We start from the raw sequence: 22,804 nt of genomic DNA on the forward strand, positions 1-22,804 counted from the left end.
GATCGCCCCCTTACTGCGCCTGCGGCGCATGCCAGCCGCCGCCCAGCGACTGGATCAGGGCCACGGCCGTCGTCTGGCGGTCCGCCTGCGCCTGCACCAGCGAGCGGCGCGCCGACAGGGCCGTCACCTGCGCCGTCACCACATCCGTGTAGCCTACCTGGCCCGCGTTATAGCGGTTCAACATCTGCTGTTCGACCTGGTCGGCGGCCGACGACGCCTGCTGGCGCAAGGCCAATTGCTCGGCCAGCGCGCGCGTGGCCGACAACTGGTCTTCCACGGCGCCAAAGGCACTCAATACCGTCTGGCGGTAGCGCGCGACGGCCGCCTCATGGCCCGCCTTGGCAGCATCGACACTGGCCGTGGTGGCGCCCGCGTTGAACAGCGTTTGCGCTGCCGACACGCCCAGCGACCACAAGCTGCTTGAAGCGTTGAACAGGTCGCCCACCTTGCTGGCGCCGGAACCGTAGGAACCCGTCAGGTTCAGGCTCGGATAGTAGGCCGAGCGGGCGATGCCGATCTGCTCGTTAGCCACGGCCACCCTGCGCTCGGCGGCGGCGATGTCGGGACGGCGCTGCAGCAGGGTCGATGGCACACCCAGCGGCACCTCGGGCACGGTCAGGGTCCACGGCGCCACGGCCAGACTGAAGTCGGACGGTGCGCGGCCCAGCAGGATGGCGATCGCGTGTTCGAGCTGGGCGCGGGCGCGCGTCTGGCTCGACAGGTCGATCTGCGCATTGGCCAGCTGCGTCTGCGCCTGCAGCAGGTCGGACTTGGCGGCGATGCCCGAGTTAAAACGGTTGCCGGTGATCTCGAGCACGCGCTTGTAGCCATCGATGGTGGCGTTCAGCAGCGCGATCTGCGCATCGCTCTGGCGCAGCGAAAAGTAATTGGTGGCCAGCTCGCCCTGCGCCGACAGACGCGCGGCGGCCAGGTCCGCCGCACTGGCGGCCGCGCCGGCATCGGCGCCCGTCACGCCGGCGCGCAGCTTGCCCCACACGTCCGGTTCCCACGAGGCGCCGATGGCGGCCTTGAAGTTGTTGTTCGTCTGCTGCTCGCCGCCGCCACCGGAACGGGCGCCGCTGCCCGTCAGGTTCACGGTGGGGAACAGCGAGGCGCGCTGTTCGCGCACCAGCGCGCGCGCCTGCTCGTACGAAGCGATGGCGGCCGCCACGTTCTGGTTCGAGATGTCGATGCCTTCGGCCAGCTGGTTCAGCTGCGCGTCGCCGAACAGGGTCCACCAGGGACCGCGCTCCAGGGTGTCGGCCGGCGCGGCCGGTTGCCAGCCGGCCGCCTCCTTGAACGTTTGCGGCGCGGCGGCCGTCGGCGTTTCATACGCGGGGCTGACGGCGCAGCCGGCAAGGAGAACTGCTGCGGCCACGGCCAGCAGGCGGCGTGCGGGAACGGCGGATGGAATAGGTTTTACTTGCTTCATGATTGTGTGCTCGGGTTATCTGGCCCAGGAATGCGGCTCAATTGCTGCTCGTCGGCGCTGCGCGTGCGCAGCTTGTCGAGCAGGATATAGACCACCGGGGTGGTCAGCAATGTGAGTAACTGGCTGGCGATCAGGCCGCCGATGATGGCGACCCCCAAGGGCTGGCGTAGCTCCGACCCCTCGCCGAAACCGATCGCCAGCGGCAAGGCGCCAAGCGCCGCCGCCAGGGTGGTCATCAGAATGGGGCGGAAACGCAGCAAACATGCCTCGCGCACCGCCTCCACTGCACTCAAGCCGCGCGAACGCTCGGCCTCCAGCGCGAAGTCGATGATCAATATAGCATTTTTCTTGACGATACCGATCAACAGGAACACGCCGATCAGGGCGATGATGGAAAACTCCATGCGGAACAGCAGCAAGGCCAGCACGGCGCCCACCCCCGCCGACGGCAAGGTCGACAGCACGGTGACGGGATGGATCAGGCTTTCGTACAGGATGCCCAGCACGATGTAGATGACCACGATGGCCGCCAGGATCAAGAGCGGCTGCTCCTTGTTGCTGTCCTGCGCGCTCTTGGCCGAGCCCTGGAAGCTGCCGCGCACGTTCACCGGCATGCCGATTTCCGACTCCGCCTGGGCCACGGCGGCCTGCCCGTCGCTGAGCGGATAGCCGTCGGCCAGGTTGAACGACACGGTGGTGGCCAGCTCGCCGCCCTGGTGGTTGATCGAGGTCGCGGTCGCGCTTTCCGCAAAGGTGCTGAACGAGGACAGCGGCACCATGTGCGCCAGGGTCGTGGACAGGGCCGAGCCGCTGGACGGGTCGCGCGCCGCCGTCGTGTTGGACGTCGCCGCGCCCGTCGCCGCAGCGGTGGTGCTGGCCGTCGCCGTCGTGCTGGTGGCCGCGACGGCCGCCGCATTCGACGCCGGCACATACACGGAGCGCAGCGCTTCCGGGCTTTGCGCATAGCGGGGCGCCACTTCCATGATCACGTGATACTGGTTCAGCTCATCGTAGATGGTCGCCACCTGGCGCTGGCCGAAGCTGTTGTACAGCGCATTGTCGATATCCTTGACTTGCACGCCCAGTTGCGTGGCGCGGTCCTTGTCGATGCTGACAAACGTTTCCACGCCGTTTTCCGCCTGGTCCGTGTCCACGTCGATCAGGGCCGGCTGCAGCTTCATCTGGTCGGCCAGTTTCGCCGCCCACTTCTTCAGGTCCGCCTGGTTGTCGCTGATCAGGGTGTACTGGTAGGTGGAATTGCTCGAGCGCCCGCCCATGCGCAAATCCTGCACGGGGTTGAGGAACAGCGAAATGCCCGTCACCTTGGCCAGTTGCGGACGCAGGCGCGCGATCACGGCTTGCCCCTTGTCCGTGCGCTGCGAGGCCGGCTTCAAGTCGATGAACATGAAGCCGCCCCCTGCCCGTCCGCCGCCCGTAAACCCCACGACGGTGGCGACGGCCGGGTCGTCCTTGATGATGTTGACCAGCTGGCGCAATTTACTCTGCATGGCCTGGAACGAGATGCTCTGGTCGGCGCGCATGCCGCCGTTGATCTGGCCCGTGTCCTGCTGCGGGAAGAAGCCCTTGGGCGCGGCCGCGAACAGGTACACATTCAGGCCGACGACGAAGACGAGGATGGTCATCACCAGCGCGGCGCTCGACAGCGCCCAGTCCAGGCAATGCTCGTAGACTTTCAGCATGCGCTCGAAGCCGCGCTCGAACCAGCGCGCGACCCGGCCCGGCGGCTGGTGCTGCTGGCCGCTTTTCAGCAGCCAGGCGCACATCATCGGCGTGGTCGTGAGGGAGATGACGAGCGAAATCATCACGGCGGCCGACAGGGTGACGGCGAATTCGCGGAACAAGCGCCCCACCTGCCCGCCCATGAACAGCAGCGGGATGAAGACGGCCACCAGCGACAGACTGATCGACAGCACCGTAAAACCCACTTCGCGCGCGCCCAGCAGGGCCGCCTTGAAGCGGTCCATGCCCGCCTCGATGTGGCGCTGCGTGTTTTCCAGCACCACGATGGCATCATCGACGACGAAGCCCGTGGCCACCGTGAGCGCCATCAGCGACAGGTTGTTGAGCGAAAATCCCAGCATGTACATCACGCCGAAGGTGCCCAGCAGGGAGACGATGGTGGCCACGGCCGGGATGATGGTGGCGCGCACGCTGCGCAAAAAGGCGCTAACCACCAGCACGACGAGCACGATGGACAGGATCAGGGTGAATTCGATTTCGTGCAGCGACGAGCGGATGGAATTGGTGCTGTCGGACGCCACCTGCAGCTTGATGTCGCCCGGCAGCTGCGCCTGCAGTTGCGGCAGCAGCGCGCGCACGCCGTCCACCGTGGCGATGACATTGGCACCGGGCTGGCGCGTGATCAGCACGATGACGGCCGGGTCGCCATTGAACAGGCCCAGGGTATTGTTGTTCTCCACGCCGTCGACCACGTCGGCCACGTCGTCGAGGCGGATGGCGGCGCCGTCGCGCCAGGCCACGACCAGGCTGCGGTAGTCGTTTGCTGAGCGCCCGCCCGACGCCGTCGCCGCGCCCGAATAGATCTGCAGGCTGCGCTCGTCGCCGGAAATGGCTCCCTTGGGCCGGTTGGCGTTGCTGGCCTGGATGGCCGCCCGCACGTCCTCCATCGACAAGCTGTAGTGATTGAGCTGGTACGGCAGCAGTTCCACGCGCACGGCGGGCAGCGAACCGCCGCCCAGTTCCACGTCGCCCACGCCTTTGACTTGCGCCACCTTTTGCTGCACCAGGTTCGACACGGCATCGTAGATCTGGCCCGGCGTGCGCGTTTTCGACGTCAGCGCCAGGATGATCACGGGCGCGTCGGACGGATTGGCCTTGCGGTAAGTGGGATTGCTGCGCAGGGTGGCCGGCAAATCCACGCGCGCGGCGGCAATCGCGGCCTGCACTTCGCGCGCGGCCGAATCGATCTTGCGGTTCAGGTCGAATTGCAAATTGATGCGTGCCGAGCCCGTGCCCGACGACGACGTCATTTCGTTCACGCCCGAGATCACGCCCAGGCGCCGCTCCAGCGGCGTGGCCACCGACGTGGCCATGGTCGCGGGGCTGGCGCCGGGCAGGCTGGCGCTGACGGAAATGGTCGGATAATCGACCTGCGGCAGCGGCGAGACGGGCAGCACGAAGAAGGCGCCGATGCCCGCCAGCGCGATGCCGATGGTCAGCAGCACGGTGGCGATGGGACGCTTGACGAACGGTTCGGACAGGTTCACGCGGCGCTCCCCGCACCCGGCTTATCGAGACTGACAGCGTTCTTCCCTTTGCGCGCGAAGCGCTGGCCCAGGCGGTCGAAGCCCAGGTAGATGACGGGAGTGGTGAACAAGGTCAGCACCTGGCTGACGATCAGGCCGCCGAAGATGGCCAGGCCCAGCGGACGGCGCAACTCGGCGCCCTCGCCCCAGCCCAGCATCAGCGGCACGGCCGCGAACAGGGCCGCCAGGGTCGTCATCAAAATCGGGCGGAAACGCAGCAGCGCTGCCTGGTGGATGGCTTCCTGCGGGCTTTTTCCCTCGTCGCGCTCGGCCTCGATGGCGAAGTCGATCATCATGATGGCGTTCTTTTTCACGATGCCGATCAACAGGATGATGCCGATGATGCCGATCACGCCCAGGTCCTGCCCGGAAATCATCAGGGCCAGCAAGGCGCCCACGCCGGCCGACGGCAGGGTCGACAAAATCGTCAGCGGATGGATGTAGCTTTCGTACAGCACCCCGAGCACGATGTAGACGCAGACGACGGCGGCCAGAATGAGCCACAGCTGGTTCGACAGCGAGTTTTCATACGCGCCGGCCGCGCCGAGGAAGGTCAGTGTCACCGACGGCGGCAAGGCGATGTCTTTCGCCGCCTGGCGGATGGCGTCGACGGCGCTGCCCAGCGCCACGCCTTGCGTCGTGTCGAAGCCCAGGGTCGTGGCCGGATACTGCGCCACATGCGTGATCTGCAGCGGCGCCTGTTTTTCGCTGACGCTGGCAAAGGCGGACAGCGGCGTCGACTTGCCGGAGCCCGTGCGCACCTGCAGGTCCGACAGGTCGGACGGCGTGGTGACGATGCCCGGCTGCGCTTCGAGGATCACGCGGTACTGGTTGGTTTCCGTGAAAATCGTCGAAATGATGCGCTGGCCGAAGGCGTTATACAAGGCGTCGTCGACGGTGGCCGTGGTCACCGACATGCGCGCGGCGCTGTCGCGGTCGATGGCGACCGTCACGGCGGCGCCCGTGGCGCCCGCATCCGTGACGACGTTGCGCAACTGCGATTGCTCGCGCATGCGGGCCGCCAGCTTGCCCGCCCACTCCGTGACGGTGGCCGTGTCGGCCCCTTCGAGCGAAACGCGGTATTGCGTCGGGCCCGATTCCGCGTCGATGGTCAAATCCTGCGTCGGCTGCAGATACAGGGTCACGCCGGCCACCTTGGCGACGCGGTTGCGCAGGCGTTCCATGATCTCGTCCTGGCTGCCGCTGCGCGGACGCTTCAGGTTGATCAGCATGCTGCCCGTGTGCAGCATGGTGTTGTTGGCCGCATCGACGCCGACGAGGGAACTCAAGGTATCGACAGCGGGGTCTTCCAGCAGCGCGCTGGCGGCCGCCTGCTGCAAGGCGGCCATGCGCGCGTACGAGACGGCTTGCGAGGTTTCGATGCGCGCCTGCAGCTGGCCCGTGTCCTGCGTGGGGAACAGGCCTTTCGGGATGGTGATATACAGGACGACGGTCAGCAGCAAGGTGGCCAGGGCCACGAGCAGGGTCAGTCCCTGGCGCTTCAGTACCCACACGAGCGCAAGGTCGTACTGATGGATGACCTTGTCGAGGAAAGCCTGGATGCGCTGGCCCGTGGCGCTGATTTTTTCGTCGGCGTGGCTTTTCAGCCAGCGCGCCGACATCATCGGCACCAGGGTGAGCGACACCACGGCGGAAATCAAGATGGTGATGGCCAGGGTCATGGCAAATTCGCGGAACAGCCGGCCCACCACGTCGCCCATGAACAGCAGGGGAATCAGCACGGCGATCAGCGAGACGGTGAGCGAGATGATGGTAAAGCCGATCTGCGATGCGCCCTTCAATGCGGCGGCCATCGGCGTTTCGCCCTCCTCGATGTAGCGGGCGATGTTTTCGATCATGACGATGGCGTCATCGACGACAAAACCCGTGGCGATGGTCAGCGCCATCAAGGAGAGGTTGTTCAGGCTGTAGCCGAGCAAATACATGACGCCGCAGGCGCCGATCAGCGAAATCGGCACGGACAGGCTGGCGATCACCGTGGCGCGCAGGCTGTGTAAAAAGGCGAAGATCACCAGCACCACCAGCAGCACGGACAACAGCAGTTCCATTTCCACGTGCTCGACGGAGGCGCGGATGCCCGTCGTGCGGTCGCTCAGCACGTCGAGCTTCATGGCCGCCGGCAGGCTGGCCTGCAGGTCGGGCAGCAGGGCCTTGATGGCGTCCACCGTCTTGATGACGTTGGCGCCGGGCTGGCGCTGCACGTTCAGAATGATGGCCGGCTGCTTGCCCGACCAGGCACCGAGGCGCGTGTTTTCCGCGCTGTCGACGACGTTCGCCACGTCAGCCAGGCGCACGGGCGCGCCGTTTTTATACGTGATGATCAGGCGCTTGTAGTCTTCCGCCGTCACCAATTGATCGTTGGCGTTGATGGTAAACGAGCGCGTGGGTCCGTCGAAACTGCCCTTGGCGCTGTTGACGTTGGCCGCCGCGATGGCCGTGCGCAGGCTGTCGAGGCCCAGGCCGTACGAGGCCAGCAATTTGGTGTCGCCCTGGATGCGCACGGCGGGACGCTGGCCGCCCGACAGCGAGACGAGGCCCACGCCGTTGACCTGGCTGATCTTCAGCGCCAAACGCGTGTTGACGATGTTCTGCACCTGCGTCAGCGGCATCGTGTCCGACGTAATCGCCAGGGTCAGCACGGGCGCGTCGGCCGGGTTGATCTTCGCGTACACGGGCGGCGCCGGCAAGTCGGTCGGCAGCAGCGAGCCGCCCGCGTTGATGGCCGCCTGCACTTCCTGCTCGGCCACGTCCAGGGTCTGGCCCAGGGTAAATTGCAGGGTGATGAGGGAAACGCCGGCCGCGCTGGTGGAACTCATGCGCTGTAGACCCGACATCTGCCCGAACTGGCGCTCCAGCGGCGCCGTCACCGTCTGTCCCATGACTTCGGGACTGGCGCCCGGGTACAGGGTCTGCACCTGGATGGTGGGGAAGTCCACCTGCGGCAAGGCGGCCAGCGGCAGGAACTTGAAGCCGACCAGCCCCGCCAGCACGATGGCCAGCATCAGCAGCGCCGTGGCGACGGGGCGCTGGATGAACGGCGTCGATGGACTCATTGCGCTGCGCCCTTCGCCGGAGCGGTCGCCGGTGCACTGGCCGATGCGGAGGCGGTGGCCGAAGCGCTGGCCGCGCCCTCAGCATGCTGGCGGCGGTGGCGGCGTTCGCCGTTCGCGCCGGCAGCACCTGCGCCGCCCATGGCCGGCTTGTCGCCCGCCAGCATGACCTTCGCGCCTTCCTTCAGGCGGTCGGCGCCTTCCGTGATGACTTGCTCTCCCGCTTCCAGGCCGGCGCGGATTTCCACCATGTCGGTGGTGGCCTGGCCCCGCGTGACCATGCGCACGGTGACGGCCTTGTCGGCCTTGAGCACATACACGAAATCGCCGTTGTTACTGTGACGCAGGGCCGTCACGGGTACCAGCACGGCGCCCGTGATGTTGCCCAGTTCCAGCCGCACGTTGACGAACTGGCTGGGGAACAGGGCCATCTTGTCGTTCGTGTAACGGGCCTTGGCGCGCACGGTGCCCGTCTGCACGTCGACCTGGTTGTCGAGCGCCGTCAGGCTGCCTTTGTCCAGGGTATGCGTGCGCGTGCGGTCCAGCGCCAGCGCCGCCAGGGCCGAGCCGCCATTCAGGCGCTCCTGGATGGTCTGCACCTTATCCTGCGGCACGGAAAATTCCACGTCGATGGGCGAGAGCTGCGTCACGACCACCACGCCGCCCGTGTCGCTGGTGCTCACCAGGTTGCCGATATCGACCACCTTCAGGCCCGCGCGGCCGCTGATCGGCGATACCACCTTGGTGTAGCCGAGGTTCAGCCTGGCCGTGCCTTCGGACGCGCGGTCCGTCATGACGGTGCCTTCCAGCTGCTTGACCAGGGCTGCCTGCGTATCGACGTCCTGGCGCGCGATGGAATCCTGGCCCAGCAGGGTTTGATAGCGTTTCAGGGTCAGGCGCGCGTTTTCCAGCTGCGCTTCATCGCGCTGGCGCTGGCCCGTGGCCTGCATCAGCGCCATCTCGAACTGGGCCGGATCGATCTGCGCCACCACCTGGCCCGCCTTGACCATGCCGCCTTCCTTGAATTTCAATTCCTTCAATATGCCCGACACTTGCGGGCGCACCGTCACAGTGGATGCGGCCGTCACCGTGCCCAGCGCATCGAGCACCACGGGCAGGTCGGACTTGACGGCCGTGGCCACGCCGACGGTGGTCGAGGGAGCGCCGCGGCGTCCGCCAGGCCCGCCGGGTCCGCCCGGGCCACCGGGACCGCCCTGGGCGCTGGCGCCGGAATGGGTCAGATACCAGGCACCGCCCCCCAGCGCCGCCATCACGGCCAGCGCGATGACCGTGCCGACGATTTTCGAACGGCGGCTGCGCCGTGGGGTATGGGGTGTTGTCTGCGAATCCATCGCTTATCCTTGTAGTGGCCGCTGGCACGGCGATTCTGTGGCGCCGGCCGAGGTGGAACACACTCAGGACGGACGACCGTTTTTCGGGGTTGTTTCGGTACACAGCCGGGGAGTCAAGAGCTGAAAATCAGCTGAAAAAACATCGCTCTCCAGCGTGAAACGACTCTAGCATAGTCATGTAACTGTTTCATTTCTACTTGAAACAATTACACACAGCCTGGCAGGCATGGGAGGACCAGGCGGGCCGGCAGGCGGGCCGACCCTGTGGGGTAACAGTGGAAAAATCAGGCTTGCGGGGCGTCATCGCCCGGCGTGCGCCAGACGCGGGCGACTCGCATGCAGATACAAACTCGCTACAAATCTCCCGCCAGCCGCCTTGACCCGGCGCCGCGCGGGGATCAAGTGGTCACAGACGGCGGCGATTCTTTACCTGAATTTACATGGTCATGCCGAGGATGACATCCTGGTAGTCGGTGCGGCCGACGCGGAAGGTGCGCCGTCCCACCTGCGCAAAGCCGCAGCGCGCATAAAACGCCAGCGCGTCGTGGTTTTCCGCGTACACGCCCAGCAGCACGCGCCCTGCCCCGCCGGCGCGCGCTTGGCTCAGCGCCGCCTGCATCAGGCGCTGGCCCACGCGCCGGCCCTGGAAGCGGTGCAGCAGGTAGATGCGCTTGATTTCCAGGTCGTCCGGACGCGGGTCCGCCACCGGCAGGCTGGCGGGACTGAGCACCAGATAACCGACGGGTGCGCCGCCGGGCATGGCCTCGGCCAGCCATAAACGCATGGCCGGCAGCGCCAGCCAGTCGCGGTACAACTGCGCGTCATGCTGGCGCTGGCAATGGGCGATGACGTCGGCGCCATCGAGGATGCCGGCGAACGCTTCCAGAAAGGTGGCCTGACCCACCAGCGCCAGCGCCTGTTCATCGCCCTTGATGCAAGGGCGGATGGTGATACCCGTGGGTCCACTCATGTCGCTTGCCATAGTCTGCTCCTCAAGGAAAACAAGCCGGGCGAAGCCGGCTTGGGGATGTCATCTATATTGCCGTGTAAGGCCTGACCTTACTTGCCGCCCAAAGGCACCTCGCACAGGCAGTGCGTAAGCGCCATGAACGGTTTGCGCTCGCGCGTGATGCCCGACAGCCAGGAGAGGTCCTGCGCCATGCCCAGCGCCGCATCGGCCGGCAAGCCCGTGCCGGCCAAGCCCAGTTTCACGTGCTCGCCCAGCCCCAGCGAGGCCATGGCCTTGGAGCCGAACATGCCGATCAGGCGATCGACGTTCGACGTTTCCTGTTCCAGGTAGGTCACGCGGTAGTCGGCGCCCAGATTGGCCCGCTTGGCGGCCGAGGCCAGCGCATCGCCATAGCTGCCGATGCGGTCGACCAGGTTGCGCTCTTTCGCCTGCAAGCCGGTCCAGACGCGACCCTGCGCCACTGCATCGATCTTTTCCGGCGTCGTCTTGCGCGCCTTGGCCGCCAGGTTCAGGAAGTCGCCATACACGTGGTTGATCGAACCCTGGATCACTTCGGCGAAGCGGGGATCGAGCGGGCGCAAGGGGTTGCCCGCGTCGGCCAGCCACGTGGTCGGCGAGCCGGCCGTGTGGATGCCCAGCTTTTCCACCACCTTGTCGGCCGTCGGCAGAATCGCGAACACGCCGATGGAGCCGGTGATGGTAGCCGCGTCGGCGATCACTTCATCGGACGAGGTGCTGATCCAGTAGCCGCCCGAAGCGGCCACGTTGCCCATCGAGACGACCACCGGCTTGCCGGCGGCGCGCGTCAGTTCCAGTTCGCGGCGGATCAGTTCCGAGCCGAAGGCGCTGCCGCCCGGCGAATCGACGCGCAACACGACGGCCTTGATCGACTTGTCTTCGCGCGCCTGGCGGATCAGGCGCGAGGTGGACAGGCCGCCGATGGCGCCCGGCGGCGCGATGCCGTCGCCGATCTCGCCCGAGGCGATGACCACGCCGACGGCGTCGCCGATGTGCACGGGGCGCAGACGCGCCAGGTAATCGGTGTAGTTCACCTGGCGGAAGTTCGTGCCTTCCGTGTTCTTGGCGCCGCGCGCCATCATGAACTGGCGCAGCTCATCGCGCGTTTTCAGGCCGTCGACCAGTTTTCCATTGAGCGACAGCTTGGCAATGTCGCCACCGGCAGCCGTCATCAAGGCTGGCAGGTTGTCGATCGTTTGCATGATGGCGCCGGCCGGCAGCTTGCGCGCCTTTTCCACGTCCGTCGTGTAGGTGGTCCACAGGCCGTTGTTCAGGTAGCGGTCCGCTTCGGCCGCCGCTTCGGACGGGCCGTTGGCGATGAAAGGCTCGGCCGCGCTTTTATACGTGCCCACTTTCAGCAGGTTGACCGTCACGCCCACCTTGTCGAGCGCGTCGCGGTAGTAATTGCGGTAGCGGCCAAAGCCTTCCAGCATGACGCCGCCCATCGGGTGCAGAAATACCTCGTCGGCCTTGGCCGCCACCAGGTACTGGCGCTGGTTGTAGCTCGAACCCCAGGCCGTCACTTTCTTGCCCGTGGCGCGGAAACGCTCGACGCCGGCCGCCACTTCGCGCAGCGACGCCAGGCCGCCGCCCTGCAATTCGTCGAGCAGGATCACCATGGAACCGATGTTCTTGTCCTTGCCGGCCGTGTCGAGCACCGCCAGCACGTCGCGCAGCTGCACGCTTTTCTTGACTTCGCCGCTGACATTGGCCAGCACGGCCTCGCGCACGCCGCCCGGGGTTTCCTCGACCAGCGGGCCTTGCAAGTCGAGTACCAGGGTGGTCTTGTCCGCCAGGGGCTTGGCGCCGCCGCCAAAGATGGCAATCAGGATGGCGATGACGATCAGCAGGAAAATCAGGTTGATGACCGCGCGGCGGGTGGCGTCCAGCGCGCGCCAGAATGCGCCAAAGCCGCGGCGTAGCGGCGGGAAGGGGTTGAGTGACATCGATGCTCCGTGAGGTTATGTACCTAAAGGAAATCAATATAGCTGAAAATGGCCGCGATCGCCTTGGGATTCGTCTTATTTTGACAAGTATTGCGTGTCCTGGCCGCCCTGCCCCGGGGGCGTGGAAATGAGGAACAGGCCAGCCAGCACCAGGGCGCCGTTCAGGATCAGCAGTTCCAGGCCGATGCGGTAATGCTCGAACAGCCGCGCCTGCTCCCCTTCGATCAGCGCGCACAGCAGCGGCCCGGCCAAGGCCACCAGCGGCACCCAGCGGTCGCGCACGCCACGCCGGCTCAGCAGGCCGAAAGCGAACAGACCCAGCAGCGGACCATAGGTATAGCTGGCCAGCTTCAGGATCACGCCTATCATGCTGGGGTCGTCCAGCCATTTGAAGGCCATGATCAATATCAGGAACAGCACGGCGAACCCCAGGTGCACACGGCGGCGCCAGCGCATCTGCGCGGCCGCGCTCAAATCCTGCCTGCGCTGCACGCCCAAAATATCGATGCAGAAGGTGGACGTGAGCGCCGTCAATGCCCCATCCACGCTGGGAAACAGGGCGGAAATGAGCGCGATGAAAAAAATCAGCTGCACCACGGCGGGAAAGTGCCCCAGCACGACGGCGGGAAACAGTTTATCGCCTGTCGCGCTGATGCCGGCCAGCGGCGCATACAGGTGCAGCAAGCCGCCGAGGAAGAGGAACAGCAGCAGCACGCCCGTCAGCACCACGGTCAGGCTGAGCATGTTCTTTTGCGAATCGCGCAAGGTGCGCACGGAAATGTTCTTTTGCATCATTTCCTGGTCCATGCCCGTCATGGCGATCGTGATGAACATGCCGGCAAGAATGTGCTTCCACACATAGGCGGGGCTGTCCGGATCGACGGTGAAGATGCGCGTGAGGCCTTGCGCGCGCATGCGCTCGAGGCTGTCGATGAGGGACAGGTCCATTGCGCGCAGCAAAAACACGCTGCAGATGACGAGGCCGGCCAGCATGCACGCCGTTTGCAGGGTATCGGTCCAGACGATGGTCTTCACGCCGCCCTCGTACGTGTAGAGCAGGATCAGCAGCAGCACGACGCACGACGTCAGCCAGAACGGCACGCCCAGGCTGTCGAGTATGGTGGCTTGCAGGATATTGACTACCAGATACAGCCGCGCCGTGGCGCCCAGCAGGCGCGAGACGATGAAAAACGCCGCCCCGCTCTGGTAGGAGCGCCGGCCAAGGCGCACTTCCAGGTAGAGGTAAATGGAAGTGAGCTGCAGCCGGTAGTACAGCGGCAGCAAAATAAACGTGATAGCCAGGTAGCCGAGCACGTAGCCGATCATCAGCTGGATGTAGCCGAAACCGTTGCTGCCCACGGCGCCGGGCACGCTGATGAAGGTCACGCCCGTGAGCGTGGTGCCGACCATGCCGAAGGCCACCAGCATCCAGTTGCTGTCCTTGTTGCCGATGAAGAAACTCTCATTGGTGGCGTGGCGCGAGGTGCGCCATGCCACGCCCAGCAGGATCAGGAAATACGCGAGGACGACGGCAAACAGGATCGCTGGGGACATGGCAGATACGGTACTGAGCTAAGGTGGGCGGCAATATACACCGGATTGCCGCGCCCGTTGCTGGAGGCGGCTAAAAGCGCCCCCCCCCCCCAGCCAGCCGCCACACTAGCCGCCCGAGGCGCGCCGCGCGGCATGCAGCGCGGCCAGCGCCGTTCTGAAGTGCACATTCGGCGTTTCCTGGCAGAAGTTGTCCGCCGCGCCGCTGCCGCCCAGCAGCGGGCTCACCAGCGGCGCATAATGCATGCCCTGGCGCAATGGGCCAAGCTGGCTTTCGACGGCCTGCAGGCGACGCGCATCGACCAGGGCAAAGCGTTCGGTCAGCACCTGTGCAAACAGTTCCTGTGCGCTATGCGCAAGCACGAACGATTCGAAGGTATCGATGGCGAACAGCAAATAGAGCACGCTGTCGCCATCATGGCGGTAGCCGAGCTGATCGCCAAAGCAGGTTTCGGCAAAGAACACGGGACCGCCCTCTGCCGGGCACGGGAAAATCTCCGTCCAGAAATCTTGACGGTTCCACTCCTGCAGGCAATCGCGCGGCGCCGGCGTTGCGCCGTCACCAAAAAAGTACAGATCGTTGCGGCCGAAATAGCCGCCGCCCACCTGCCGCAGAAATGCCGCGAGGTCGTCGGGCAAGGCCACGCCCAGTACGTGCTCCGTAAAGGCAGCCAGCTTGCCGGCATCGGCGCTCACGCGCTGCGCCGGGGGAAACGCGTGTAAAAACGCCTGGTACTCGACATCCATGCACATTGCTCCATTAGTTTTCGGTACGGTCATTGACGGTGGATAACTCAGCAGCCGGTCGGTTTGACTTTCTCCACTTCCAGGCCGAACCACGGGCGCAAGCGCGTGCCGATGACGTTGCCCAGGAAAGCGCAGACCAGCCACAGCCAGCCGTGCAGGCTGCCCGAGATGATACCGCTGAAATAGGCGCCGATGTTGCAGCCGTAGGCCAGGCGCGCGCCGTAGCCGAGCAGCAAGCCGCCGACGACGGCGGCGATGATCGAGCGGCGCGGGATGCGCCACACGGGCGCGTAGCGGCCGGCCAGGGCCGCCGCCAGCATGGCGCCCAGCACGATGCCGATGTCCATCACGGAAGTCTTGTCCTGCGTCAATGGCGCGGCCAGCGCGGCCGCGTTGGCCTTGGACGACCAATAGGCCCAGCTGGCAGTATCGATGCCGATCGCGGATGCCGCTTTCGCGCCCCACAGGGCGAACGCGGACGTCACGCCCCACGGACGGCCCGACAGCGCCAGGGTGATGAAATTGAGTACGACGAGCGCGATGGCGCCCGCCACCAGCGGCCAGGGGCCGTGCAGCCAGGGCGACGCCTGCGACGGGCGCAGCGGTGTCGCGACGAGCTTGCCATGACGGCGTTTTTCCACCAGCACCGTGATGCTGGCGATCATTGCAAAAACGAGCCAGTTCAGCGCCAGCGCGGGTACCAGGCCCAGGCTTGTGACGAGGGAAATGGGTTTCAATTGCGGCAATGCCGTCCAGAACGGCATGTGCGCCGTGCCGATCACGGAGCCGACGATGAAGGCGGCCAAGGTGATGAGCATGCGCGTGCTGCCCCCGCCCACCGTGTACAGGGTGCCGGAGGCGCAGCCGCCGCCCAGCTGCATGCCGATGCCGAAGATGAAGGCGCCGAAGATGACGGACGTGCCGGCGGGAGACACCAGGCCCGCCACGGGCGTGCCGAACAGGGTACCGGCCGACAGCGCGGGGAAGAACAGCGCCACGCCCACGGCCAGCATCAGCATTTGCGCGCGCAAGCCGTCGCCGCGGCCATCGGCAATGAAGACGCGCCAGGCCGATGTAAAACCGAAGGCCGCGTGATACAGGGTGATGCCGAGCAAGGCGCCCACCACGTACAGCGCGGACTGGGTGGCGCCCACCGTCAGCGCCAGGTACCAGGCGCCTAGCACGATGAGCAACAGGGCGACGCCCAGCGGTTTCGGGTTGATGGCGGCGCGCAGGCGCAGCGGTGACATTGCGGTATCGGACATGGGGAATATGGGCGAGAGAAAGGGAAACACCATTGTAAACCCTGCTCTCGCCCGTGCCAGCAACTTGCTTGCAGATCAAGCAGGCTTAGTGCCCCACCGCATGCAGCGATTTCTCGCCGCCGCTGCGCACGGGAATCGGGTTCAAACGGTCCATCCGGCCGCTCAAGGCCGTCAAGCCGAAGGCGCCCAGCACGACCAGCGCGCCGATCCAGCCCGTGTGCACGAGACCCAGGTGTTCCACGATCAAGCCGCCGCCCCAGGCGCCGCCGGCGATGCCCAGATTAAAAGCGGCGATATTCAGGCCGGAAGCGACGTCCACGGCGCGGGGCGTGAAGTGTTCCGCTTGCTGCACGACATACACTTGCAAACCGGCCACGTTACCGAAGGCCACGGCCCCCCACAGCAGCACGGTGATGACGACGAGCACGGGATGCGGCGCCGTGAAGGTCAGCAGCAGCAAGACGGCGGACAGCAGCAAGAAGATCAGTTTCAGGGCGCGCACTGGCCCCTTCTTGTCGGCCAGCTTGCCGCCCCAGATATTGCCGAACGCCACGGACACGCCATACACAAGCATCACCGCACCCACGGCGCCGGCGCTGAAACCCGACACTTGCTGCAGGATCGGCGCCAGATAGGTAAAGGCGATGAAGGAACCGCCATAGCCGACGGCCGTCATGGCGTACACCAGCAGCAGCCGGGGCTGGCCCAGCACCTGCACTTGCTGCAGCAGCGAGGCGGGCTTGCTGTGCTTGATGGTCGACGGCACGTACAGCAGGCTGCCGATGAACGCCACCAGACCCAGGGCCGAGACGGCGAGGAAGGTTTCGCGCCAGCCGAAATGCTGGCCGATGAAGGTGCCCAGCGGCACGCCCGTCACCAGGGCCACGGTCAAGCCCGTAAACATGATGGCGATCGCGCTGGCCGCCTTGTCCTTCGGCACCAGCGAGGTGGCGATGGTCGAGCCGATGGAAAAGAACACGCCATGCGCCAGCCCCGTCAGGATGCGGGCGACGACGAGGGTTGCATAGCCCGGTGATTTCCACGCCAGCAAATTGCCCAGGGTGAACAAGACCATCAACGACAGCAACAGGGTTTTGCGCGGAATCTTGCCCGTCAGGGCAGTCAGCACGGGCGCGCCGACGGCGACGCCCAGCGCATACAGGCTGACCAGCAGGCCGGCCGACGGCAGGTTGACGCCCAGGTCCGCGGCGATGGTGGGCAACAGTCCCACGATGACAAACTCGGTGGTTCCGATGGCAAAGGCGCTGAGGGTCAGCGCGAGCAAGGCAATGGGCATGGCAAACTCCGATAAATGATGTTGGCATGCAGTATCGGGGTTTTCTTTATTCCGAAAAATACCTGATCGGGAAGAAGATAATTGCGCCCAACTCAACAATGCAATGGTCTGCTACACTGGCCGCATCAACACGGGGTCACCACCATGAATTCAGAAAAACTGGCGCTGCTGGTCACGCGCGAAATGCCATACGGGAAATATCAGGGACGCTTGCTGGCCGACTTGCCGGGACATTACCTCGGCTGGTTCGCGCGCGAGGGCTTTCCCTCGGGCGAACTGGGCAGTTTAATCGCGTTGATGTACGAACTCGACCACAACGATTTACGCAGCTTGCTCGACCCCTTGCGCACGCGCAAGTCGCCGTGGCGGCCGGGCGAGTAAGGAACAGGTCAGAACTGGCGCAGCTTCTTCGCCAGCATGGCGCTGAACTCGCCATTTTCCACGAGCTTTTGCAGCTCGCTGGCGCCGCCGATGAGCACGCCGTTGACGAAAATCATGGGAAACGTGGGCCAGCCCGTCCACATTTTCAAGGCATTGCGGCAGTGCCACTGGTTCAGATAGCTGCCGTATTGCAGGTACTGATAAGGCGTGCCCAGCACGTCGAGTATCTTGCGCGCCTTGCGCGGGAACGGGTTGAGCGCCATGCCGACCACCACTACCTGGTGCGCGGCGATGGCCGCCTGCACCTCGCGCACGATGTCCTGGTGCTTGCTGCCGATCAAAGGGCGGGCGGCGGGATGGATCTGGGCTTCGTCGAGGATGGCGCGGGTCATGAAAGTCCTGGGGTCAGTGGCACGTGGCGTGCGGATCACGCATTGTGCCACGCACACGGACTGGCGTGGGCTACACTGCGCTTCTTCTCCCCTACACGTCAATATATGCAAGCAATCCCTCCCATGGCTGAGTGGCGCCGCACCCGCCGCCTGATCGGCTCGCTTTTTCTCGCCGCCTGCGCCTCCAGCGCCCTGGCCGCTGCCGATCCCGGGCTTGAAAGCGGTCTGATCCAGGCGCTGCACCTGAAAAAGGGCACGACGCAAAGAGTGGGCACCTCCGGCAAGGCCATCGCCGCCTACATGCGCGAAGGCTACATCGGCAAGCACCCGGACCAGCGCTTCGACTACACCGATTATTACCTGTTGAAAAAGCCGGCCGGCTTCATGGGGCATGCACTGGTGCTGATCGAGGAAGAATACATCACGCAATACATCGGCTGCTGCGTCAGCCCCGGGGCGGGCGTGACGCTCAAGGTGCAGGGCAGCACGCAGAAGCTGCAGGAGTTCGCCATCGCCCAGCGCTGCACCTTGACCGACCCCGTCGATATCGGGCATGCACTGAGCGAGGTTGCCATCCAGGCCCGTCTGCCCCAAGGCCATTACGCGTCCTTGAGCTGCCGCGAACGCGATGCGGAGCGCGAAAAGCCTTGATGGCTGACAACCGTCAAAACAGCTCGTCGAGCAGCAAATGGAATGCCAGCTTGCCTTGATCGATATCAAGGAGCCCATATTGCTCAACAAACCTTTGCTGTAGCGCGGGATCCAACTCACCGAGAGCACGCCAGGCGATGGCCAGGTCCTGATAACGGTCGGCAATGCCCGCCCGTCCCACGTCGAGGCAGCCGAAGACCTGTTCTTCGTGCAGGAGGATATTTTCCAGCGAGAAGTCGCCATGCGTGACGACGAGGTCGGGCGCGACGGGCTGGCAAACCTGCAGCGCCGCCCACACCTGCTCCGCCGTCCAGCCTTTCCGTTCAGCATCGAAATCATCGGTGTCGACCAGGCCCGCATCGATGCGCTGGCGCGCCTGGGCCAGCCGGACGGCAGGGCTGGCGTCGAACGGGCAGGCATCGACGGGCAGCGCATGCAGGCGGCGCAGGAAGGCTGCCAGCGCGTCGGCCACGGCGGGGCCAATCTCGGGATTGGCTTCCAGTAATTCGTGCGCCGTCTTGCCCGGCAGCGCCGCCGTCAGCAGCCATGCCTGCTGCGGGTCTGCCGCCTGGGCGAACTGGAGCACGACCGGCACGGGCAGGTATTGCGCCAGCCAGCGCAGCCGCGCCAGTTCATCGGCCAGCTCGGCGGCGGCAACACCCTTGCCATGCTTCAAAAACAGGTCCGGCGCGCCGTCCCTGCCCTGCAGCCTATAGACGGCAGCGTCCGATTCACCGGCGCTGTCGCGCACCCATCGATAGCCGGCCACGGCGGCGCGCAGGCTGGCGGGCATGGCTGCCGTCACGGCCGCTTGCTTCTTGTTGGAGATCGTCATCCGCCCGATCCTATGCCAGCGGCACGTGCAAGCCCATCTTGAGGCAGGTCAGCGCCACCGAGGTACGGTAGCGCCGGATATTGTCGTCGCCGCCGAACAGGCGTTCCGTCAGTGCCTCGTATTCGGCCATGCTGCTGGCGGTAATGATCAGCAGGTAATCGGCCTCGCCCGTGATGCCGTAGCACTGCTGGATGGCAGGCTCGGCCATGATGCGCGCGCGCATGCCGGCCGTGCGCTGCGGGTGCTCGTCGTGCAAATGCACTTCCACCGTCAAGATCAAGGGACGGCCCAGGCGGCTTGCGTCGAGCACGGCCACTTCATGACGGATCACCCCGCTCTCGCGCAGGCGGCGGATGCGCCGCTGCACGGCCGGCGCCGACAAATGCACGGCCTGGGCGATTTCACGCTGCGAAGTCGTGTTATCGCGCTGCAGGATGTCGAGTATCGCTAGGTCGAAGGCATCGAGGTCGGGCGAAGGCGTGAGCGAAAGTTGCGTCATGGAGGTCAAAATGCAGTGCAAATATCGGAGCAGACACAATAAACTTTCACCATTCCGATATCAAGCCTTTTATCACCATGCCATTACGCCGCTATTCCTCGTTCATTCCCCTGCTCGCCATCCTCGGCTCCGTCACCGCGCTGGGGCTGGGCACCTCATGGGCCAAGCACAGCCTGTTCCCGCTGGTCGGTGCGCAAGGCACGACGGCCGTGCGTGTGGGCTTTTCCGCGCTGCTGCTGTTGCTGTTCTGGCGCCCGTGGCGCTGGCAGCTGAGCCGCGCCGACCTGCGCACGGTGGCCCTGTACGGCGCGGCGCTGGGCTTGACCAACCTGTGCTTCTACATGGCCTTGCGCACGATCCCGTTCGGCATCGCCGTGGCCATCGAGTTTTCCGGCCCGCTGGCCGTGGCGCTGCTGGCCTCGCGCCGCCCGCTCGACTTCGTCTGGGTGGCGCTGGCCGTGGCGGGACTGGCGCTGCTGTTGCCGCTCGGCCACGACATCAGCAATCTCGATCCCACGGGCGTGCTGTTCGCCCTGGGCGCGGCCGTCTGCTGGGCCTCGTACATCGTCTTCGGCAAGCGCGCCAGCCATCTGCATGCGGGCCATTCCGTCTCGCTGGGCCTGGCCATGGCCGCGCTGGTGGTCGTGCCCGTGGGCGTGATGCACAGCGGCACCGCCCTGCTCTCGCCCGCCGTGCTGGGCATCGGCCTGGGCGTGGCCCTCATTTCCAGCGCCATCCCGATTTCGCTGGAAATGGTGGCCCTGAAGCGGCTGACGCCGCAAGCGTTCGGCATCATGAGCAGCATGGAACCGGCCGTGGCCGCCATGCTGGCCTACATCCTGCTCGACGAGCGGCTCGGTGCCGGGCAGTGGCTGGCGATTGCCATGATCATGGCCGCGTCCATGGGCAGCTCGTACATGGCGCAGCGGCAGAGACGCGGCGCGGCAGCGCTCAGGCCCGAATACAAATCGTGAAGCGCGCGCCGCCCAGCGGCGAATCGTCGATGGCGATGGCGCCGCCGTGCAGCGCGACGGCCCTGGCGGCGATGGCCAGCCCCAGGCCGTGGCCTGCGGCCGCATGGTCCTGCTCGCGCTCCAGGCGGTAGAACGGGGCGAACACCCGTTCGCGCTGGTCGGCGGGAATGCCGGGACCATCGTCCTCGATAACGATGCGCAGCGCCTCGCCATCGCGGAAGGCCGACAGCGCCACGCGCGCCACGGCATATTTGGCCGCATTGCCCAGCAGGTTGCCGACGGCGCGCGCCAGCAGGCGGGGGTCGCCGCGCAGCTCGCCCAGGTCGGTGGCGATGCCGGCGTCCACCTGGCGCGGCAAGGCCGCCGCCAGGCAGGCGTGCAGCAGGGGCGCCAGGGGGAACGACTGGCGCGGCAGCGCCTGCGCATGATCGAGCTGCATCAGGCCCAACAGCTCATTGACGAGGGTTTTCAGTTCATCGACATCGGCGCCCATGGCGTCGACGCGCCGCTGCAGGTCGGGCTGGCCGTCCGCATGCCGCGCGGCCAGCAGTTCCAGGCCGAATTCCAGCCGGGCGATCGGCGTGCGTAGCTCGTGCGAGACCGACAGCAGCAAATGCTTGCGCGCCTCCAGCAGGGAGCCGATGCGCCCGGCCATGTCGTTGATGCGGCCCGCCAGCGGCGCGATGCTCGACGCGGGGCTGACCCGCGCCCGCGCGGCCAGGTCGCCCTGCCCGAAATCGTCGGCCATGCGCGACAGCGCCGCCAGGCTGCGGCCGTGTGCGCGCGTACACCATCCGAGCGGCAGCAGCAGGCATAGCGCGATGACGGCGAAACGGATCGCTTCCATGCGCAGCGCCTGGCCCACGTCGATGGGCAGCTTCTGCGCGTGGAGCACGTCGTCGTCGCTGCCGGCATAGCGCGCGCCCGTGACGTCGACGCGGCGGTAAAAGCCCTTGCCGCCCACGTCCATCACGACAGCGCCTTGCAGCAGCGGCGCGCGCCGGGCCGCCGGCAGCGCCGCCAATACCGTGGCCAGCGGCTGCAGTTCCAGCGTGACGTCCGACACTTCGCGCACCTTGTTCAGGCGCGGCAGCCATTCGTCGGCGGGTGCCTGGTCGATGTACTGCTCCAGCAGGAAGATCTGGCCGGCCGCCTGGTCGCGCGCGATGTGCTCGAGCGGATCGCCGAACAGGCGGCTGAAGGTGAAGTAAATGACGCCGCTGCCCAGCGCGATGGCCAGCAGCACCAGCAGCGCGAAACGCCAGAACAGGCGGTTCATTCCCAGGCCGAGGGCGTGAGCAGGTAGCCTTCGCCCCACACCGTCTTGATGCGCTCGGCGGCGGTGTCGTCGAACTTGCGGCGCAGGCGCGAGATGCAGTTGTCGATGCTGCGGTCGAGGCCATCGAATTCGATGCCGCGCATCTTGACGAGGATGTCGTTGCGCGACATGACCTTGCCCGCGGCATCGGCCAGGATGGCGAACAGCTTGAATTCGGCGCTGTTCATGGCGATTTCCTGACCGCGCCAGTGCACGGCGCGGTTCTCGCGCGACACGCGCAGCTGGCCGATGACGATATCGCTGCCGGCCGCCGCGCTGCCGCGCCGCTGCAGCGCGCGCAAGCGGGCCAGCAGCACGCGCGGCTGGATCGGCTTGTTCACGTAGTCGTCGGCGCCCTGCTCCAGGCCCGAGACTTCGTCGAAGGTGTCTTCGCGCGCCGTCAGTATCAGGATGGGCACGGCGCTGAGCTGGCGCAGCTGGCGGCACACCACCAGGCCGTCGACGCCGGGCAGGGTCAGGTCGAGTATCACCAGCTCGGGCTGGGTATCGCGAAAACGCGCCAGGGCCTGGTCGCCGCGCGTGACCACGTCGACCGCATAGTCGTATTGCTCCAGGTATTCCTTGACCAGCGCGGCCAGCCGCGCATCGTCCTCCACCAGCATGACACCTTGCATCGCTCCTCCGCGCCGCCATTTTTGTGGCGTATTGTAGTGGAGCGCGGCGCGCCTGTGGCAAATTCGACAATCCGGTACACATTGCTACACTTTCTATACAAATGCGGCCTACAAATTGAGGACAATTCGAAGACAAACACGGGCGGATTCCGGGACGCTGTTTGCCTAACATTCATGGCTCTT

18 protein-coding genes are annotated in these 22,804 nt (G+C 65.8%); 3 read left to right on the forward strand and 15 right to left on the reverse strand.

Translation table 11 applies throughout. From position 1 onward, the window contains the following. Positions 1–10: 10 nt before the first annotated feature. From AC1RBA_RS07035 to AC1RBA_RS07080, 10 genes are all read right to left on the reverse strand, one after another. Positions 11–1,432: an efflux transporter outer membrane subunit gene (locus tag AC1RBA_RS07035; protein ID WP_070288723.1), complete on the reverse strand. Its 1,422-nt coding sequence runs from the start codon at positions 1,430–1,432 to the stop codon at positions 11–13. After that, positions 1,429–4,680, reverse strand: a complete 3,252-nt coding sequence (locus AC1RBA_RS07040) for an efflux RND transporter permease subunit (RefSeq protein ID WP_070288724.1) — start codon at positions 4,678–4,680, stop codon at positions 1,429–1,431. Before AC1RBA_RS07040 ends, AC1RBA_RS07035 begins: the two co-directional genes overlap by 4 nt. After that, positions 4,677–7,793: an efflux RND transporter permease subunit gene (locus AC1RBA_RS07045; RefSeq protein ID WP_492417384.1), complete on the reverse strand. Its 3,117-nt coding sequence runs from the start codon at positions 7,791–7,793 to the stop codon at positions 4,677–4,679. Before AC1RBA_RS07045 ends, AC1RBA_RS07040 begins: the two co-directional genes overlap by 4 nt. Beyond that, positions 7,790–9,142: an efflux RND transporter periplasmic adaptor subunit gene (locus AC1RBA_RS07050; RefSeq protein WP_492417386.1), complete on the reverse strand. Its 1,353-nt coding sequence runs from the start codon at positions 9,140–9,142 to the stop codon at positions 7,790–7,792. The genes AC1RBA_RS07045 and AC1RBA_RS07050 overlap by 4 nt, the downstream gene beginning before the upstream one ends. 436 nt (positions 9,143–9,578) lie before the next feature. Then, positions 9,579–10,112 (reverse strand): GNAT family N-acetyltransferase, encoded by a 534-nt coding sequence (locus AC1RBA_RS07055; protein ID WP_492417388.1) that lies wholly within the window; start codon positions 10,110–10,112, stop codon positions 9,579–9,581. An 89-nt stretch (positions 10,113–10,201) separates the two neighbouring features. Beyond that, positions 10,202–12,076, reverse strand: a complete 1,875-nt coding sequence (sppA, locus tag AC1RBA_RS07060; protein WP_070224056.1) for a signal peptide peptidase SppA — start codon at positions 12,074–12,076, stop codon at positions 10,202–10,204. A gap of 75 nt (positions 12,077–12,151) precedes the next feature. Then, a complete protein-coding gene (locus tag AC1RBA_RS07065; protein ID WP_492417390.1) occupies positions 12,152–13,630 on the reverse strand; it encodes a sodium:solute symporter in 1,479 nt (492 codons plus the stop codon). 105 nt (positions 13,631–13,735) lie between these two features. Further along, positions 13,736–14,374, reverse strand: a complete 639-nt coding sequence (locus AC1RBA_RS07070; RefSeq protein WP_070288728.1) for an SMI1/KNR4 family protein — start codon at positions 14,372–14,374, stop codon at positions 13,736–13,738. Between the two features lie 47 nt (positions 14,375–14,421). After that, entirely contained in the window at positions 14,422–15,639 is a 1,218-nt protein-coding gene (locus AC1RBA_RS07075) for a YeeE/YedE family protein (RefSeq protein ID WP_492417392.1), read from the reverse strand. A gap of 85 nt (positions 15,640–15,724) precedes the next feature. After that, positions 15,725–16,936 (reverse strand): MFS transporter, encoded by a 1,212-nt coding sequence (locus AC1RBA_RS07080; RefSeq protein ID WP_492417394.1) that lies wholly within the window; start codon positions 16,934–16,936, stop codon positions 15,725–15,727. A 144-nt stretch (positions 16,937–17,080) separates the two neighbouring features. On the opposite strand from AC1RBA_RS07080, the gene AC1RBA_RS07085 reads away from it, so the two are divergent. Beyond that, positions 17,081–17,317 (forward strand): DUF3820 family protein, encoded by a 237-nt coding sequence (locus tag AC1RBA_RS07085; RefSeq protein WP_034749909.1) that lies wholly within the window; start codon positions 17,081–17,083, stop codon positions 17,315–17,317. Between the two features lie 8 nt (positions 17,318–17,325). On the opposite strand, the gene AC1RBA_RS07090 is transcribed toward AC1RBA_RS07085, so the two are convergent. Next, a complete protein-coding gene (locus AC1RBA_RS07090; RefSeq protein WP_492417396.1) occupies positions 17,326–17,709 on the reverse strand; it encodes a glutaredoxin domain-containing protein in 384 nt (127 codons plus the stop codon). Between the two features lie 123 nt (positions 17,710–17,832). Between AC1RBA_RS07090 and AC1RBA_RS07095 the strand changes: the two genes are divergently transcribed. Next, positions 17,833–18,360: a hypothetical protein gene (locus AC1RBA_RS07095; RefSeq protein ID WP_492417398.1), complete on the forward strand. Its 528-nt coding sequence runs from the start codon at positions 17,833–17,835 to the stop codon at positions 18,358–18,360. A 13-nt stretch (positions 18,361–18,373) separates the two neighbouring features. Here the strand turns inward: AC1RBA_RS07095 and AC1RBA_RS07100 are convergent, their stop codons facing one another. Both AC1RBA_RS07100 and AC1RBA_RS07105 read right to left on the reverse strand, forming a co-directional pair. Beyond that, entirely contained in the window at positions 18,374–19,195 is an 822-nt protein-coding gene (locus AC1RBA_RS07100) for an APH(3') family aminoglycoside O-phosphotransferase (protein WP_492417400.1), read from the reverse strand. Positions 19,196–19,205: 10 nt separating this feature from the next. Beyond that, the gene (locus AC1RBA_RS07105; protein ID WP_070288813.1) at positions 19,206–19,694 is read right to left on the reverse strand and encodes an Lrp/AsnC family transcriptional regulator; all 489 of its coding nucleotides are present in this window, start codon (positions 19,692–19,694) and stop codon (positions 19,206–19,208) included. 77 nt (positions 19,695–19,771) lie between these two features. Here AC1RBA_RS07105 and AC1RBA_RS07110 point away from each other — a divergent pair, with 77 nt between their 5' ends. Next, positions 19,772–20,668, forward strand: coding sequence for an EamA family transporter (locus tag AC1RBA_RS07110; protein WP_492417402.1), 897 nt, complete (start codon positions 19,772–19,774; stop codon positions 20,666–20,668). Here the strand turns inward: AC1RBA_RS07110 and AC1RBA_RS07115 are convergent. Together AC1RBA_RS07115 and AC1RBA_RS07120 are read right to left on the reverse strand one after the other, a co-directional pair. Continuing rightward, entirely contained in the window at positions 20,646–21,947 is a 1,302-nt protein-coding gene (locus AC1RBA_RS07115; protein WP_492417404.1) for an ATP-binding protein, read from the reverse strand. The genes AC1RBA_RS07110 and AC1RBA_RS07115 overlap by 23 nt on opposite strands. Further along, complete coding sequence (locus AC1RBA_RS07120) at positions 21,944–22,621, reverse strand: response regulator (protein WP_070224073.1); 678 nt, start codon at positions 22,619–22,621, stop codon at positions 21,944–21,946. The genes AC1RBA_RS07115 and AC1RBA_RS07120 overlap by 4 nt, the downstream gene beginning before the upstream one ends. Between the last annotated feature and the right edge of the window lie 183 nt (positions 22,622–22,804).

It is taken from the genome of Janthinobacterium sp. GW823-FHT03B06 (assembly GCF_058796955.1).